The sequence below is a fragment of the Verrucomicrobiia bacterium genome (genome assembly GCA_019634635.1).
GTDB lineage: Bacteria > Verrucomicrobiota > Verrucomicrobiia > Limisphaerales > UBA9464 > UBA9464.
In genome coordinates this window covers 18,901-34,345 of record JAHCBB010000021.1, presented here as the reverse complement: position 1 = coordinate 34,345, position 15,445 = coordinate 18,901, and the positions used below count along the sequence as shown (strand labels likewise).

At 68.1% G+C, this 15,445-nt stretch carries 6 protein-coding genes and 1 tRNA gene; 5 read left to right on the top strand and 2 right to left on the bottom strand.

The genetic code is table 11. The annotated features are described in order from the left end of the window. Window positions 1-56 precede the first annotated feature (56 nt). Entirely contained in the window at window positions 57-6,653 is a 6,597-nt protein-coding gene (locus KF791_14005) for a hypothetical protein (protein ID MBX3733694.1), read from the bottom strand. A gap of 178 nt (window positions 6,654-6,831) precedes the next feature. On the opposite strand from KF791_14005, the gene KF791_14000 reads away from it, so the two are divergent. The 5 genes from KF791_14000 to KF791_13980 all read left to right on the top strand — a co-directional run bounded on the left by KF791_14000 (window position 6,832) and on the right by KF791_13980 (window position 11,730). After that, window positions 6,832-7,599 (top strand): sigma-70 family RNA polymerase sigma factor, encoded by a 768-nt coding sequence (locus KF791_14000; GenBank protein MBX3733693.1) that lies wholly within the window; start codon window positions 6,832-6,834, stop codon window positions 7,597-7,599. 42 nt (window positions 7,600-7,641) lie between these two features. After that, the gene (locus KF791_13995; protein ID MBX3733692.1) at window positions 7,642-10,743 is read left to right on the top strand and encodes a protein kinase; all 3,102 of its coding nucleotides are present in this window, start codon (window positions 7,642-7,644) and stop codon (window positions 10,741-10,743) included. 149 nt (window positions 10,744-10,892) lie between these two features. Continuing rightward, a tRNA-Arg gene (locus KF791_13990) sits at window positions 10,893-10,969 on the top strand. 90 nt (window positions 10,970-11,059) lie between these two features. Then, on the top strand, window positions 11,060-11,275 hold the full coding sequence (locus tag KF791_13985; GenBank protein ID MBX3733691.1) for a hypothetical protein: 216 nt from the start codon (window positions 11,060-11,062) through the stop codon (window positions 11,273-11,275). Further along, window positions 11,272-11,730: a hypothetical protein gene (locus KF791_13980; protein MBX3733690.1), complete on the top strand. Its 459-nt coding sequence runs from the start codon at window positions 11,272-11,274 to the stop codon at window positions 11,728-11,730. The genes KF791_13985 and KF791_13980 overlap by 4 nt, the downstream gene beginning before the upstream one ends. A gap of 35 nt (window positions 11,731-11,765) precedes the next feature. Here KF791_13980 and KF791_13975 read toward each other — a convergent pair whose 3' ends face one another. Beyond that, window positions 11,766-15,437: a VCBS repeat-containing protein gene (locus tag KF791_13975; protein ID MBX3733689.1), complete on the bottom strand. Its 3,672-nt coding sequence runs from the start codon at window positions 15,435-15,437 to the stop codon at window positions 11,766-11,768. Window positions 15,438-15,445: the final 8 nt, after the last annotated feature.

The window sequence follows — 15,445 nt, the reverse complement described above, 5'->3', positions numbered from 1 at the left end:
GATCCGACACTGCCAAGCAGCAACCCCAAGCCGGACCGGGCGGCGGGTCGCCGCGTTCAGTACGCCGCACCGCGTTGAGGGGATAACGCGGCGCGAACTCGCAGGAATCGGCGGTCCGCAGAAGAGAGCGGCATGGGATCTCGAAGGACGACGAAACGCATCCCGTCGAGAGTCTCCGAGGCGACCACGATCGCCTCGCATTCCGTCCATCGGAGAAAGTCCTCGGACGATTCCAACGCGTATCGAACCCGCGGGCCGTCGGGTTCCGGGTGAAGGAATTCCAGTGTCAGGTAGGTTTCCCCCCCCTCATGGATCCACCCGCACCGCTGCCCGGTCAGGGGCACGATCCCGCCCGGGTCACCATCGCCTCCACGAGGATCCCTGGCAGCGGTCACCCCGCTTCCCGTCGCGGCTGCGATCGCCTCAATGCGCAAGTGGTCGTACTGGATCCAATACGAGACGCCGGCCCCGGCGGGACCCGTGCGCACGATCTCGACGCTGTTGGCGCCCGGTGTCGCCTGCACCGACTCCGTCGTCCATTCCAACGCCAACGGCGTCCCCTGCGCCACCCGCGAGGACCACAACACCGTCCCCACGCCTGCACCATTGCGGAAGCGCACCACCATCTCGTGCTCTCCGAATCCGGGCTGCTTGATGCCGTTGAGCATCCATCCCCCGTTCACCCACTCCAGGTCCAGTCGCAACACTCGCCCCGCCCCCACCTGGCCTCCCTCCAGCACGAAATGCACCCGGTTGGTCCGGTCCCCGATCGTGTGCGCCCGCTCCCAGGCCCACCACGGCTCATCGTTGGGAACCACCAGCTCCGCCGCCAGCCCGTTGAAGCCCGCCGGATAGCGTCCCGCGAAATAGTAGTCGTCGTCCGCTTCCGGATTGGAACCTGTCACGTACTGCGGATCCCCCGGCCACCGGCTCACCCGGCCCGGTGACGCGTCGTTCCGCCCGTTCTCCTGGCTGAATTCGGCCGTCGGACGATACGGCAGCACCGCCGGATCGTCATCCACCCCCAACTGCCACACCGTCCGGACGTCACCTCCGCCTCCGGAATCCCCGGGATCACCCGGATCGGCGGTGCCTTCCAGATGGCTTCCGATCGTGAACACGTCATCCATCAGGAGGCCAGTCCTTTCATTGGCGAGCACGCGGATCCTGAGCCAACCGTTGGCCACGGCCGCGTGGGCGGTGCCTGAATGGTGGTCGTCCCAAATCAGCGTGATGCGGGAGGAGTCACAAGGCCCCGCACCCGATCGAACGTGGACATGGCGCGGGGGAGGCGCCGGCGACCAGTCGTTCGGATTGCCGTCCAATCTGGTTACAAATGTGAAGTCCGATGCCGAAATCTCTCCGGGGGCCCGCAACCGGGCGATGTCCACCATCACGCCATTGATTCCCCGGGAATACGACGACGTATTCGCGGACACCACGTCATTGCCGGGCAGCAGGGGTTGGACATCGCTGGACACCGCGTCGTCATCCGCAGCCGAGGGGCCCGGATCGTTCCCATCCAGTGGGGAATCGTTGAAGAACACGTGGCGGCCCAGCACCGCGGTGCCGAACTCCCAAAGGACCGGGCTGGCGGCGCGCGAAATGCTCGAGGGGTACCTGTCGGGCGCCGTGTCCGGGTTGAGCCGGATGGCAGTGCCGGGTTGGGCGATGCCGGCCAGGCCGCGGTTGAGCACCGCATCACCGGCCGGTTCATCAAAGCGATAGTAGGTCAGCAATCCGGGTTCGTGGCCGGTCAGGGTGCGGACCATGTTGTCGCGAATGTCGGCGCCGGATCGCGCGTGGTTCCACACGCGCACTTCGTCCATGAATCCGCGGAAATCCCGGCCCGGACGTTGACTGTTGGCCCCGAGCCAGACCGGCTCATGGTTCACCGCCGGGGTGCCCGTGACCTCGGTCCAGGCATCCAGTTCGCCGTCAATATAGAGTCGCTTCTGGTGCCCGTCGTACACGGCGGCCACGTGGTGCCATCCACCCACCACGTCGCGCGTGCTCCGCAGGACCAGCGGTTCGAGGCCGGTCACATCGAACGAGAGCTTGCTGGTGGCACCGCCGCGCGCGACCCGCCACGCGCTGTCACCCTTGGTGACCAGGGCTTCGTGCTCGTTCGCCCAACCGCCGGGCCGTGTCATGGCCATCCAGAATTCCACCGTGAACGGACCCGTAAAGCTGTGGTCTGCCCGCGCCGGATCGGGCAGTTCGACGCGCCGGGCGGCGTGGGCCGTGGTCGTCTCGCTGCTAATGACCATCAACCGGTCCGCATCCCGCTCCGGGCACCGGTCCGCGTCCGCCGCGGGAACGATCTGCAGCGTCACGGCCCCGAGGCCTGACTCGAATTCACCGTCGCTCACACGGTAATGGATGATGTCCCTCAGTCCGGTGATGCTGGAACTGGGGGTGAAATGGTACGTCGTGTGGACGGGACCGCCGGGGTCAACGCTGAAGTTCGCCCAGGTTCCGTCCCCCTGGGTCACTTTGAGCTCGGTGAAATGAAGGTCGTCGTCGTCCGGGTCCCGGGCGGCCCCCAGCACGTCACGGCCGAGGAATGTCAGCGGCTGGCCCGGAGAGAGCCTGAAGTAGAGCGGTTCCGCCGTCGGCGGGCGGTTGGGCGGTCCGCCCCAGGCGCCGATGTCCCGGTGGGAATCGGTCGTCCACGGGTAGCCATTTTGTGAAATCCCGCTGGCGCCGGTGTGCTGGAGGGCCCCGCGGGCCGGGCTCCCAGGAAGCAGCTTCAATGTCAGCATACCACCGCCATGATCCGCCACCGCCGCCGCAACACGGGCGTCCAGCCGGCTTCCGATCGAGCCGTACCGGTCGGTGCCGTGAGGCGGAAACACCGTGCCCAGGGCCGGAAACAGGTTCACGCTTCCCAGGAAGTTTCCACCGTGGCTCTGGTACGTTCCGACGACATCCACCTGGAACGACACATCGCTCTCCGTCTCCGTGTATTCCATCACCCGATGGCGGTAGAACACGTCCACCACGACCTCCTTTTCGGTCGCTGGACGGGACCGCTGCCTTGCGGTGTTGTTGCTGATCAGGGTGCCCTGGAGAGACCCTCCCCCGTTGATGCCCATGCCTTCGGCCGGATAGCTCGCCCCGGGATTCCCATGATAGGACTCGAAAACGAGGGTCGGATCGTTTGGGTCCAGGCCGTCGTCCAACGGCCCGGCGCCCGTCAGGAGGATGCTGATGTTGTTTCGGACGACATTGCCCGGATCCCCCAGCGCGAAGCGCACGGCGGCCTCCCAGTCGCCGGTGCTGATTCCGGCGGCGAGGACCTTCGTACCCACCACCACTCCCACCGTCACCATGCTGAAGCCCCCAAAGACGCTGATGAAGGTCACGCCGCCCGTCCCAAGTCCAACGATGGCGGTTGAACTCACCCCGATCTCCACGGCGACAGCAAGATTGGCGATGAGCACCGAAGCCCCGGCGGCCGCCAAACCCGCCCCGACGCCCGTCACGATCCCGGCGCCGCCGATCACGTTGCTCGCCGTTTCCAGCCAGTCGGGAAGATCGGCATTCCCATAGACGTGGTAGTCGGCATCCCCGGTGGTCCAGGGAATGTCCGGCGCGCTGTACTCCGGCCCGACCGGATGGCCGACCGGATGGCCGGTGGTCGGATCCTCCAGCACGCTGGCAGCCCCATGCAGGATGGGCCGACCCGGCTGGGCGGCGGCCTGATAGCGGGTGGGCACCGTGGCGTAGCTGAAGTCCGAGGCACGCACCCCGCGCAGGCCCAGCGAACCGCCGGAACCGGAGTTGATCAGGTTACGGGCGATGGTGGAGTCCGTGACTTCGAGCAGGGTGACGCCGAACCCGTTGTTGACGCCGCCTCCCTGGGCGGGGCGTGAGTTGCCGCCGTTGCCCCCGTTGCCACCTCCCAGGTTGCCAATGCCGCCGCCGCCGCCGAGGCCGCCAAACCCGGAGAAGACCCGGTTGTTGGCGATGGTGGAGCGCAGGATGACCACCTTTGACAGCATGGGAGCGGGTGCCGCGATGTTGATGCCGCCGCCCGCGGCGTCACCCGTGGGACCGCCAAACCCGCCCTGTCCCCCAACCCACCGGCCGGAACTGCCGTGGCCTCCCGCCCCGCCCCAGCCGCCGCTCACCACGTTTTGGTCGAGGGTGGAGTTGATGAGCCACAGGCTCGCCATCTCGATCGCCCCGCCCCGGGCACTTCCCCCGGTTCCACCGTGGCCGCCCGTACCGCCGAATCCCCCCCAGCCACCCGGCCCGCCCTGCCGGCCGGCTCCCAGCCCGCCACTGCCGCCAAACCAGCCGTCTCCGGCCACCACCTTGTTTTCCGACGCGAGCACCCGCTCCAGCCGGGCATCGCTCGCGGGCGTGGCCGTCACCGCGAGGCTGGAAATCGCGCCGCCGGTCGCCGTGCCGCCGTCACCGCCCGAGCCTCCCCCGCCGCCGTCGCCCGCATCGCCGCGCCCGCCCGTGGTGTCGCCCGCGCGCCCGCCCGTGCCACCCCGGCCGGCGACGACGAGATTGCCACGCAGGATCGAGTCCGTGATGTGGAAGGTCGAGGCGGCGTGGGCGATGCGGATCGCCCCGCCATGCGCCCCGCCGCCGTTTCCGCCCCGCCCCCCGGGGCGCTGGCCGGTTTCGCCAGCGAGTCCGGCCCCCCCGGGGCCGCCGTTGCCCCCCAACACCTCATTGACGGACAGGACGGACTCGGCGACTTCCAGCCGTCCCTGATGGACCACGATCGCCCCGCCGACCGCCTCGCCGCCGTCCCCGCCGCTTCCCCCGGCGCCGCTGCCGGACAGGGCCCTTCCCACGCCAGCGACAAACGGGACGACCTCCTCCTCGGTGGTTGCCCAGTATTCGCCCTGGTTTTCGGGGGGCACCAGCAGGCGGACCTTGGCCACGATCCGGCCGCCAGCCGCGCGATTCTGGATCAGGATGGATTCCCGGACCTGGGTCAGATCCGACCACACGGCCGCAAAACCGCCCCGGCCGGCACCGTTGGAGCAGCCTGGTCCGCCCCAGTTCTGATCCTGGATGAAGCCCAGCCCGTCGGCCCCTTTTCCACCCTGGGCCGAATTGTAGCGGCCGGTGACTCGGACCAGGTCCAGTCGCGGGGCGAAGATGGCCAATGCGCCCCCTTCGCCCACCCCGCCCCGCCCGCTGGACCCATCCACTTCATTGATGTTGCCCGGGCGCCCGGATCCGCCGAGGGCATGGTTGCCCTCAAGGAGGGCCGTGGTGAGGAAGGTTTCAGCCTGCCCTTCCTGGTGGATGGCCATGATCCCACGGATCCTCACGCGGGTAGTTTCGTGGCTGGAGTAGATGGCCCCGCCGCGGGCCGGCCCCCCATTGCCGCCGTGACCCACCCCGCCCTGGCCGCCGTCACCCCCGACGGCGGCGTTACCCCGGAAGCTCGTGTCCTCCAGATCCAACAGGCCCCGCCGGACGAAGATCGCCCCGCCCTCGGCCCAGCCCCCGTTGCCGCCGTTGCCAAAGTAGGCGCCCTGGCCGCCATCACCGGCAAACGCATGGTTCTCCACGAACTGGCTCCGTTCGATGGTGGTGGTGAGCGACGAAGCGCCCGGTGCGATGAACAAGGCGCCGCCGCGGGCCGCCCCGGCCGTCTTGCCGGACACCCCGCCGGAACCCGCGCCCTGTCCGCCCCGGCCGCTCTTGGCGGTGTTGTGAACGAACCGGGTGTCCGCAATCGTCAAACCGGTCACTTCCGGTCCAATGAACAGGGCCCCGCCCTCGGAGGAATGACCGTCGCCGGCCGCCGCACTGCTGCTGTCGAAGCCCCGGGCCGAGTACGCGGCGTTCGCCTCGAACAGTGCGTTCCGGATCGTGAGGGTGCCCGCCTCGGTCCGGATGGCCCCACCCCGTGCCGCCTCGCCCGCGACGGTTTGCTGCTGCCAGGCCCAGCAACGGACGAATTCCGTGCCGTCAATGGTCAGCGTGCCTTTTGCCTGGTAGATGGCGCCGCCGGTCACGGCCCGGCCCGGAGAACCCTGCACGCCGTTGTTCTCGAATCGCCCCCCAAGAATGTCGAGCGACCCGTCCCAGAGGTAAACGGCTCCGCCGCGCAGGTCCACGAGCCCGGTGCCGTAGGCGGCCGTGATCGTGTTGTCCACAAACCGCACGTTCTCCAAGGTCACGGCGGCCCCCCCGTCCACCCACAAGGCGCCGCCCCCGCCCAGGGGCACGGCACCCCCTCCATTCCGGAGGGTGAGGTTCCTGAGGCGCACCTGGATGGGACCGACGATCTGGAAAATGCGCCCCATCTGCTGGGCATCAATGGTCGCGTTGTTGCCCTCGATGGTGAGGCTTCGGGTGATGTCGAAGTCGCCGTGGTAGGGATCGAGGGCCGCGTGGGCCGCCTGCTCCGTGTTGCTGTCCTCATGCACGGTGGAGCGTTCAATGAGGTAGGTTCGATCGGCCAGCAGATGCACCGTGACGACCGCACCGGCCGCCACACCGTTCGCCTCGTGGATCGCTGCGCGAAGGGAATACACGAGCGGCGGGAAGACCCCGGGCTGACCCGGAGCGGACTCACCCAGCGTGTCCCGGGTCGAAATCGCCGAAAGGGACACCGTGGATGCAGCCAGGGCTCCGGGCGCGGGGCCGGGGATGAGCAGCAGCGCGAACAAGGGGAGAAGGCATCTCCGGGGGGACAGGGAAGTAGTCATCGAGGGTACAGGTGCCCACCCTCTTCAAAAGCAATCCGCAGGAATCCTTTCGGGAAAATTTCGGGTCCGGAACGTATCATCACGGGGCGTTGCCTGACACCTTCCGTATCCGTGGCGACCGCGGTACGCTTTGACCGCAATGACCGGAGGAGTTCCAGAGCGGGGCGGGTTTTGCACCACGCGGTGGAGCGTGGTCCTGGCAGCCGGGCGGCCGGACTCCCCGGATTCAGCGGCGGCGCTGGAGGCCCTTTGCGTGGCCTACTGGTACCCGTTGTACGCCTTTGTCCGGCGCCGTGGCCACGGCGAGGAGGAGGCGCGGGATCTGACGCAGGGGTTTTTCCAACACCTCCTCCAGCATGAAGGCCTGCGCCACGTGGCCCGGGATCGCGGACGGTTCCGCGCCTTCCTCCTCGCCGGCATCCGGAATTTTCTGGCCAACGACTGGGATCACGCGCACCGGCAGAAGCGGGGTGGCGGTGCGACGGTGTTCTCCCTCGATGCCGCAGATCCGGAGGATCGCTACCGGCTCGAACCGGTGGATAACAGCACGCCGGAGCAATGCTTCGAGCGCCGCTGGGCGCATACCGTCCTGAGGCGTGTGATTGCCCGCATGGAAGGCGAACAAGACACCGCCGATCGTCGCCTTCGGTTCGCCACCTTGCGCCCGTATCTCCTCCGCCAACCGCCCGGGGAAGGCTACGCGGAGGCCGCGGAACGGCTGGGGCTCTCGCTGAGTGCCGTGACGTCGGCAATCCACCGCATGCGCCTGCGGTTCCGCGAGATGTTTCGCGCCGAGATCGCACACACGGTGGCGGATCCGGCGGACGTGGATGCTGAGATCCGCCACCTGATCCAGGCGCTGGGCCAGCCCGAGCCACCGCCGGAGAACGCCACGGACCCCGGGTGAGGCCTTCGAAAGGATGCCCGCCGTTTGCTTTACGAACTGGTCATGGACCAACGTGTCTCCAGGCAATGTGCCGTCTGCCGCTTCCCGCTGCAGACGGATGACTCCGACGAACTTTGTGTCCGGTGCGTCTTCCAGCAGATGGCCGAGGAACCCCAACCGGCCTCCGGCCTGCCCGACCGTCCGCGTGACTTCGGTCCGTTTGAATCGCTGGAGGAGGTGGCCCGCGGAGGCACGGCGGTGGTGTACCGGGCCAGGGACCGGCGCCTCAACCGGGTGGTCGCACTCAAGGTGCTCGTCGCCGGGGAGTTCTCCGCACCCGAATTCCTTGAGCGGTTTCGCGTCGAGGCGGAAGCCGCGGCACGCCTGGACCATCCGAACATCGTGCCGGTCCATGAGGTCGGAGCGCACGACCACCTCCCGTTCCTGAGCATGCGGTTGATCGAGGGCGGCACGCTGGATTCGTTCCGACCCGCCGGACCGAAGGAGACCGCCCGGTTGCTCGAACGCCTCGCCCGGGCGGTTCATTACGCGCACCAGCACGGCGTCCTCCATCGCGACATCAAACCCTCCAACGTCCTCGTGGACGCCGCCGGGGTGCCCTTCTTGACGGACTTTGGTCTGGCACGCGTCCTTCAATACGACAGCCGCCTGACGCGCGGCTCAGCCGTTCTGGGGACGCCCAGCTACATGGCTCCAGAACAGGCCACCGGCGGCGCAACGACCCCATCCACTGCGACGGATGTCTGGGGACTCGGTGCCGTCATGTACGACCTGCTGACCGGTCGGCCGCCCTTCACCGGTTCCACAACCCTCGAGACCCTCCACCAAGTCATCGGCCAGACCCCGCTGCGTCCACGAAGCCTCAAACCGGGAACGCCGGCCGACTTGGAGGTGATCTGCCTCAAGTGCCTGGAGAAGTCTCCCGGGGACCGCTACGGGTCGGCGGACGTACTGGCGGATGAACTGGTCCGATGGCTCGAGGGACGCCCCATCGTCGCCCGACCGGTGGGCGCGGTGGAGCGGGCGGCGAAGTGGGTGCGTCGAAAACCGGTCCTGGCGGGGCTGCTGGGCGCCCTGGCGCTGGTCACACTCGCCGGGGCCGCGGGCGTGGTCTGGCAATCCCAGCAACGGCATGCCGCCCTCGTGGCAACCCGGCGTGCCCTCTACACCTCCCAGATGAACCTCGCGCAACGGGCGTGGGCCGACGGTCAGGCCGCCCGCGTGGCCGAGTTGACCGATTCCCTGATCCCGGGCCCGGGAGAGGAGGACTTGCGGGGATTCGAGTGGCACTACTTTCGCGGCCTGGCGCGGGAGACCGGGGCGACCGTCGTCCACGTGGGAGATGGCCATGCCCAGTGCCTTGCGCTGAGTCCGGATGGCCAGACCGTGGCGGCCGGCACAGGTCATGATGCCATCTGGCTCCTGGACACCGCCACAGCCGCCGTCGTGGCGAAATTGACCAACACGGTGTCGCGAGGCAGCCGGGCCGTCGCGTTTTCGCCGGACCGGCCGCTCCTCGCGGTGAGCACCACTTCCCCGGCCATTGACCTCTGGGATCTCACCACCCGCGCCCCGGGCCGCCAAATCACGGCCGGGAGCCAGTGGGTCGAACGCGTCGCCTTCTCGCCGGACGGCCTTCATTTCGCCGCTGCCACCCGGCCGGCTGGCTCAATTCACGTCTGGCGCGTCCAGGACTGGTCGCCCGTGGCGATGATCGAGGCGGGAGTGAACGACCGCCCAGCACTGGCATTCGGCGCCGACGGTCGTGTCCTCTACTACGCAGCCCCCGACGGCACGCTGTGCGGACTGCCGCTTCCGGAGTGCGGTCCGGTCCGGAATCTCGGCCATCATCGCGGCCCGGTGACCTGGCTGGCCGTGTCCCGGGACGGCCAGACGCTGGTCAGCACGGGGCGGGAAGGCACGGTGCGCCTGTGGTCGCTTCCCGACGGACGGGAACAGGGCGGTCTCCCGACCCAGTCGGCTTGGATCACGTCGGCCGCCTTCTCGCCGGACGGCGGAAGACTCGCAACTACTGCAACCGACGGCACGGTGAAGCTGTGGTCGCTCAAGGACGGGACCGAGCTCTCCGTGTTGCGAGGCCACACGTCGTGGGTCAACCAGGCGCATTTTCTCGCGGAGGGCCGGATCCTCGTCACGGCGTCGGACGACAACTCCGTACGCTTCTGGAACCTGGGCGAGTCCGCCGGCGAACGGGCCCTCAGGGAACATCCGCTCCCGCCGGGTGCCTTCAGGCCCGGGCACGTCATCGTTCCGCCGACGTTCAGCCCGAACGGCCGGCTGCGGGTCGTACCCCGGGGGAATCGGATGATCCTTCACGACCGCACCGCCAGCAATCCCACCCCCCGCGAACTGCTCTCGGGTTGTGAGGAAATTCACGCCGCCACCTTTTCGCCGGATGGCCGATGGCTGGCCGCGACGGGAAGCGGACCCCGCATCGAGCTGTGGGACATGGAAGCCTGCGGGCTGGCGCGAGTTCTGACCTATGCCTTCCTCGATCCCGACACCGTGACGACCACGGTGGCATTCTCCGGGGACGGGAGGCGGTTGGCGGCTTCGGACCGCTTTCAAATCGTCGTCTGGAACCTCGACTCAGGCCGGATGGAACAGGCGGTTCCGCTGGCAACGCCTCAGGCGCGCATCGGACAGGTGCTGATGATGCCCGACTTCCGGACGCTGTGGTTCAGTCGCGAGGGCGATCCCCAGGGTGTCATTGAACGCAGGGCCTGGCCGGAGACGAGCCAACGGTTCCCGCCACTCGAGGGGCATGCCGGTGTCATCATGGAACTGGCCGTTTCCCACGATGGTCAGCGTGTGGCCTCGGCGGCACGGGACGGAACCGTACGACTTTGGGACGCACGGTCCGGCAGACCGCTCGCGGTGCTGTCGGGCCACGTCGGATCCGTCAACTCGGCGCACTTCTCCCCGGACGGCCGTACCCTGGCGTCATCGGGCCTGGATGGTACGGTGCGACTCTGGAGCATTTCCGGGGCACGGGAGGCGGCCATGCTTCCGGGTGGGGTCGCACCGCTCTCACCCGTGCGATTTGCCCCGGACGGCCGCGAACTCGTGGCGTTTTCCCCGGGGGAAGCGCTGCGTGTGTGGCCCATCCTGGATGGACCGTGATCTCCCGGGATTCCACGAAGCCTCACCCCCCGCCCCTCCCGCAACCCACCCGAGGCCGCGACAGCGCCCCGGTCCGCGGGGGGGGCGATCCGAATGGAACTTCCGTCTTGCCGGTCGCGTGGACGATTCCTAGCTTCCCCGCCCGGGTTGCACCCGTAGCTCAATTGGATAGAGCAGCTGACTACGGATCAGCAGGTTTGAGGTTCGACTCCTCACGGGTGCACCACTCTCCAACCGGGTTGGAGCCCGGCGCGCTGCTCGTGCGGCTTTTAACGCAGAGTTTCCCGGGCCAGATTGCAAAAAGTTCCTCCGCACCGTGATTGGCGTTTCGTCAGCAACCACCAGCGATCGAGAAATCCGCAAGTTCGCGGTTGAGCGGCACCGCAAGGATTCCGAAGCCCCGGGAGCCCCGGGCATCCACCCGCTCCGCGCCGCCAAGAGGCTCGCCCTCGATGGCTCCGGACGCACCTTGATCTCCGAGGACGAAGCGGACATTGCCGCGTTCTCCGATGCCATGATGTTTCTCCCATGACCGAGGCCGAATTGCTGGCGAAGCTCGAGCGGGTGGAAGCGCTTCATGCCGGCGCCGCCACACCCGGAGAACGCGATGCCGCCGCGCAGGCCCGGAATCGGATCCTCGCCCGCCTTGCCACGCTGGAGGCTTCCGATCCTCCAATCGAGTACACGTTCTCATTGCGCGACCCCTGGAGTCGAAAATTGCTCGTCGCCATGCTGCGACGCTACGGCATCCAGCCCTATCGCTACGCCCGACAACGCAGAACCACGGTCCGGGCCAAAGTGCCGCGTCGGTTTCTGGACGAAACCCTCTGGCCAACGTTTTTGGAAGCGAGCCACCTCCTGCAAACCCACCTCGACGAAGTCGCGGCCCGGATCATCAGGCAGGCCGTCGCATCGGACGTCTCCGAAGTGGAGGAGCGCGCCGGCAACCCGTCTGCGATCACGGAAGTGAGCGAGCCGATCGGATAGCGATTGCCATGAATTCGCCCGGGCGCTCCGGGCGTTCACCGGCCGGCAACCACCTCACCGGTTGTGCTGACCCCGATCTCCACCGCCCCGGACGGTACGCGGGTGGTCGTGATCCGTCCGCCCGGCCAGCGCACCCAAAGTTCCCCGCCGGCGGCGACGGGCCCCATCACCACTGTCGTGCTGTCCTGGGACCAGTGTCCCGACCCGGCATGCAGTTCCCTCGCGGCTCCCAGGCGATCGCCGGATTTGAGTCGCAGCATCGCGCCAACGGCTGACGGATTTCCCGGTGGACCCTGGAGGCGCACCCGCAAACCCGGAAGGGCGCCGCGGTTCCGAAACAATCGCGTTGCCGCCCCGTTCTGGGTGACCACGAGGTCCGGCCGGCCATCGCCATCAAAATCCGCGGTCGCCGCACCGCGTCCCTCGCCCCAGATCCGGATCCCGGACGCCGACGGTGCCCACGCCGTCAACCCACCCTGTCCATCGCCCCGTAACAACAACCCGGTGCCGGCGTCCAGACGCGACATCTCCGCCTCCGTCCCAAACAGATTCTGACTGAGAAAAGCGTCCTCGTTGCCGTCCCCGTCGAAGTCGGCAACCACAACGCCAAAGGCCGGCGCCCACTGGGCCTCACGGGGCAACGGGACTGCGCGGAACGGTCCGCCCGTGTTGAGAAACAGCATGGATTCGAGGGTGGTCACGCGGTCGCGGCGGACGTCTCGAACCCGGTCCCCGAGGAAGGTGTCGAGGCTTGCCTCGCTGGAGGCGCGATGGGTTGGGAACCGGTCGGACAGGAACGGCATGGCGGCGGCCAGCGACGCGAGCTGCCGGCGTGGGGCCAGTTGGTCCCCGACCCACTCGGCCTCGAGAAGATCCGTCACCCCGGGTTGCGCGAGGGCGCCATGCGCCAGCACCAGCGGTCGAGAGGCGGAAGCCCGCCTCGGACTGTTGAGCCCCCAGTTTGCGGCCACCAGATCCAGAAGACCGTCGCCGTTGAAATCCCCGGCGGCGACGCCACGCCAGAGCCCTGTGTGTCCCGCCAAGCCCAGATCATCGGTGATTTCGTTGAGCACCGTGCCGGTGAGCCGGAAAACCCTGAGGGGTCCCCATTCGCAAGCCAGCACCAGTTCCGCCCGGCCGTCGCCGTCGAGATCGCTCCAAAGGGCCGCGTTGACCAGGCCGACAGCGGCAAGTCGTGCGCTGTTATCCGCGTCGGGGACCCACCGGGCCCCCTCCCGCCAGTACAGGCGCGACGGCGCCCCGGCCGGATACGCCCCCGGGGCCACACCGCCAGCAACGAAGAGCGCCAGTCGCCCATCCCCCCGCGGGTCCCCAATGGCCAGCGCACCCGCCGGTGCCGGCTGCGGAACGGCCGGAGGCGACAGGGCGAGGGCACCCGCGGTCCATTCGAAACCCAGGACAGCCGGAACACGGGCCTCCTCGTACCCGGTCAGCGCCATCAGCACCCGATCGGCACCACCGTACCGCCAGCCCACCAGCCCGGCGGTGTCGTCAGGAACCGCAAGCGGGGCCGCCACGGAGGCAAATCCTCCGCGGCCGTCCCCAAGGAAAAATGCAGGCACCCCGCCCCTCCCGGCACCCACCACCAGGTCCTCATTCCCGTCGCCGTTGACATCCAGCCAGGCCACACCCGGCCCGAGATGGCTGAGCCGATGCGGCAGGAGTGGCTGCCGTGCGAAGTCATCGAAGGGCAATTCCGGATGGAGGTGGGCCAGCGAGGCACTTACGTCCTCAAAGAGCGCCGGTGCCACCTCGGGCGGGGGGACCGCAACGGGCTCCGCACCCGTGGCCGGGATCTCGTAGAGACGGTTGATGCCGACCGGGGTCACAACGCTGCGCGTGCCATCACGCCAGACCACCTCAAGCGTGCGGCGTGAGGACGCTGGACCGCAGGCGAAGACGACCTGGGTGTCGCCACCCGAAAGGTAACGGCCTCCGGCCACCACCTCGGTGGTCTGGGACGGCAGGGCATCATCCCGCAAGGTGATCCGGGCACCAATCCCGCGGGTGTTTGGCGGCATCCCCTTCAGGCGGACGGCGATGCGCGGCGCGCGGCTCTCATTTCGAAGCAGCAGGGCCGGCCCGTTCAGGCTGTTCACCGCCAGATCCAGATCGCCGTCATTGTCGAAATCTGCAGCGATCAATCCCTGGTGGACCCCGGGAAGATCCAGCCCCCAATCCGCGGTTCGCTCCTCAAACGTCACGTCGCCCCGGTTCCGAAACGCCCCGATGTGCATGCGCAGAAGCGGGTACAACCGGTAGTGCTCCATCAACTCCCGCGTGAACGCCCGCTGCCGCGCCGCCGCATCCGGGTATCCGTCCCAGGAGTGCTGACGTGCCTGCACCTGAGCCTCGGCATCCAGATCCTGCACGTCCCGGAAATGCCCCGCCCCGACAAGGAGGTCCTCGTATCCATCGAGGTCCACATCCAGAAACAAGGGCGCCCACGACCAGTCCGTTGCCTGCAACCCCGCCGCATGGGCCACTTCGGCAAAGGTGCCATCGCCCCGATTCAGGAAGAGGGTGTTGTGAACAAACTGCGGCCGGTCCAACGGCTCGCCGATCCCGGCCAACGGGGGATTCTGGGCCGGCTTTTGGCGCCGGCGAAGCCGCGGGTCCCGGCTCAGCATGTCCACCACGAAGAAGTCCACGAGACCATCACGGTCCACATCCGCGAAATCCACGCTCATCGAGCTGGCGCTTTGGTGCCGGAGCGCCTCGGGAGGGGCAGCGCGGAAACCTCCGCGCCCGTCATTGATCCAGAGCCGGTCGGGGGTCCAATAGTCGTTGCAGACATACAGGTCGGGAGCGCCGTCCCCGTTCACATCGCGAAAGGCGGCGGCCAGACCCCAGTCCGGGGGCGGTTCGGTCAACGGCCGACCCGCTTCATCGAGGAACGCTCCGGAGGTCCACGGCACCTCCCGGAAGCGCCCGGATCCGTCGTTCAGCAGGAGGCGGTCCGGCTGCCCACACTCCTCAAGCCGTCCGTCCAGAAACACAAACCGGTTGGTCTCGGCTCCGGCCATCACCGGACGCCCCTGCACCATCCGGATGCGGACCTGGCCGCGATCCCGGATGTCATCCGTCCGGTAGTTGGCCACGTAGAGATCGAGGCTGCCGTCGCCGTTCACATCGGCGAGGGCCATTGTCGTGCTGCCCCAGGGTCCGGCAGTACCCGCGGCGGCGGTGGTGTCCTGGAACCGACCCCGACCGTCATTCATGAAGCAGCGGACGCCGCGTCCATTGACGGAGATCAGCAGGTCGGGGTGTCCGTCACCGTTGATGTCGGCAAAGACCGCCCCTCGCGTCTCCGGTATCACCTCGCCGAGTCCGGAGGCGACAGTGACATCGTCAAATCGCCAGGCGCCCCGGTTGCGAAACAGGCGATTGGTGCCACCGAGATCGCAGAGGAAAAGGTCAGTCCAGCCATCGCCATCCACGTCCCCGGCGGCCAGTCCGGCCCCGTTGTAGAGCACCCGGTTCGATGCCCCGCGCAACTCGTCCAACGTGTTGGTGAACTGCAGACCGGTCTCCGCGGGGGGCATCAGGTGAAAGCCGGCACGTCCCGCCCCCGGAACCGGAAGCGCCGCCCAGCGCACCCCGGCCTCCGCACGCCATTCAAGGTCGTCGGCCGCAAGAGCATTGAACAGTCCTGTCAGAAGGAATCCAGCGATGATGGCCCACACACACACCG

Excerpts from the sequence above, each read along its gene's own strand:
- KF791_14000 (MBX3733693.1), top strand. The coding sequence starts at position 6,832 with ATGACCGGAGGAGTTCCAGAGCGGGGCGGGTTTTGCACCACGCGGTGG.
- KF791_13995 (MBX3733692.1), top strand. The coding sequence starts at position 7,642 with ATGGACCAACGTGTCTCCAGGCAATGTGCCGTCTGCCGCTTCCCGCTG.
- KF791_13980 (MBX3733690.1), top strand. The coding sequence starts at position 11,272 with ATGACCGAGGCCGAATTGCTGGCGAAGCTCGAGCGGGTGGAAGCGCTT.